Genomic DNA, 702 nt, shown 5'->3' with positions numbered 1-702 from the left:
CACCCGGGCGGCCGGGGGGCAGGCGGACACTCCCTGTGATGACAAAGAGATAGAGTTAACAGTGGGCATATTACTCCAGCTCATAGGAGGCACAGACAACCTGAGAGCTGCCCGGGACATCCTTTACCAGGCTGCGCACCCGGGCGGCCGGGGGGGAGGTGAACACCCCCTGTGAAGACAAGGATATAGAGTTAACACTGGGCAGACATTTTCAGGCTATGGGAGGAGCAGACAACCTGAGGACAGCCCTGGACATTTACCCGGCTGCGCACCCGGGCGGCCGGAGGAAAAGCAAACACCCCCTGTGATGACAAGGAGATTGAACTGGCTCTCGCATCTATTTTTATTGAAACGGAAGCGTGGGAGCAGTTTGATGGACTGCAGCTCGATAAACAGTTGTTTGCAGGGTTCGAAACCTGTTTATATCTGAGTGTCCGTCATTTCCAGGAAATCATAGACGCTGAGAAAATCTTGCCCCAACATTCGATTCTTATGGGGAAAGCGTTCAATTGGGCTGCTCTTGCGGTGGAGGGCAGTGGAGGCATCAATACATCCTGTCTCAGTCAGCTGGCTCATTGTTTCCGCCTTTTATCCGTCTGGCCGAAGCCCAGCCTGCAAGCATTAGATATTGAAGAAAAAAAGGAGCAAGAGTTCAAACTGCAATCGGATTCCCTCTTTGATCTGGCCAACGACCTTGAACCC

The 702-nt window shown here is 53.0% G+C and carries 1 protein-coding gene; it reads left to right on the top strand.

The window, feature by feature from the left end; all coding sequences use genetic code 11:
* Positions 1–471: 471 nt before the first annotated feature.
* A partial coding sequence (locus tag E1189_RS01265; protein ID WP_155158296.1) for a hypothetical protein occupies positions 472–702 on the top strand: 231 nt, incomplete at its 3' end.

The organism is Parendozoicomonas verongulae, from assembly GCF_009711465.1.
GTDB classification, from domain to species: Bacteria; Pseudomonadota; Gammaproteobacteria; order Pseudomonadales; family Endozoicomonadaceae; genus Sansalvadorimonas; species Sansalvadorimonas verongulae.
The sequence above is the reverse complement of the archived record's forward strand: the minus strand, read 5'-3'. Positions and strand labels throughout refer to the sequence as shown.